Origin of the sequence: Clostridium tyrobutyricum (assembly GCF_019144085.1) — a bacterium.
GTDB classification, from domain to species: Bacteria; Bacillota; Clostridia; order Clostridiales; family Clostridiaceae; genus Clostridium_B; species Clostridium_B tyrobutyricum_A.
In genome coordinates, this window is record NZ_JAHHUY010000084.1 from 1 (window position 1) to 772 (window position 772).

Sequence of the window (772 nt, forward strand, 5' to 3'; positions counted from 1 at the left end):
GAAGCAATTCAAGTGAGTTTATACCAGCTAAACGCAATTCAACAGGAAGTCGCGATTGCAGTGTTTGGAACATTCGTTCCACACGCCCTTTAGCTTGTGGAATACTGCTGGTTTTAATCTCAATTCCTAAATGCTTGCAGGCATAACCGAATTGAGTAAAAGTGTCCTCTTCGATAGAAGGGGATTTTTTCTGCTTATACTCAAAAACTGTACGCCTATCGGTGTAAAACATATAAGGAATACCGTAGGTTTTCAATATTTGCTCAAGTACATGGTAATAGCCATTTAGCGTTTCTTGAACATCAAAATAAGCACCTACAATAGCACCTGTGGCATCATCTACAGCTATATGGAGTTGACTTTTTTCTCCACCAAACCAATGGTGAAGAGAAGCATCCATCTGAAGCATTTCTCCAGAGTAGGCACATCTCGGACGCTTGGGATGAGCATCTTCTACAGCAAGAATAGAATTTTGAATAATATCATCCTGCTTTTTTGACTTTGTAGATTTTTGCATATCTTTAAGTTTGGCCTGCAGAGCCTTCTTAGAAGTGTGTTTTGCCTTAGGGGACAGGATGAATTCCTGTAAAAGGATGGAACGTATAGTGTTTGATGAAACTTTGATTCCTTCAAATTCTTCTAAGAGTTCTGAAAAATGAGTTAAATTGGTGCCTTCATATTTTGTTCGATATAAGTCAACAATAGTCTGTTTTGTAGAATTATCTAAAGCATGGACAGGATTTCTACCGCGATTTCCATGTATAAAAAAGTC

General features: G+C 38.0%; 1 protein-coding gene. It reads right to left on the reverse strand.

What is annotated here, in order from left to right:
* A partial coding sequence (locus KM800_RS15100; RefSeq protein WP_217813822.1) for an ISNCY family transposase occupies nucleotides 1–772 on the reverse strand: 772 nt, incomplete at both ends.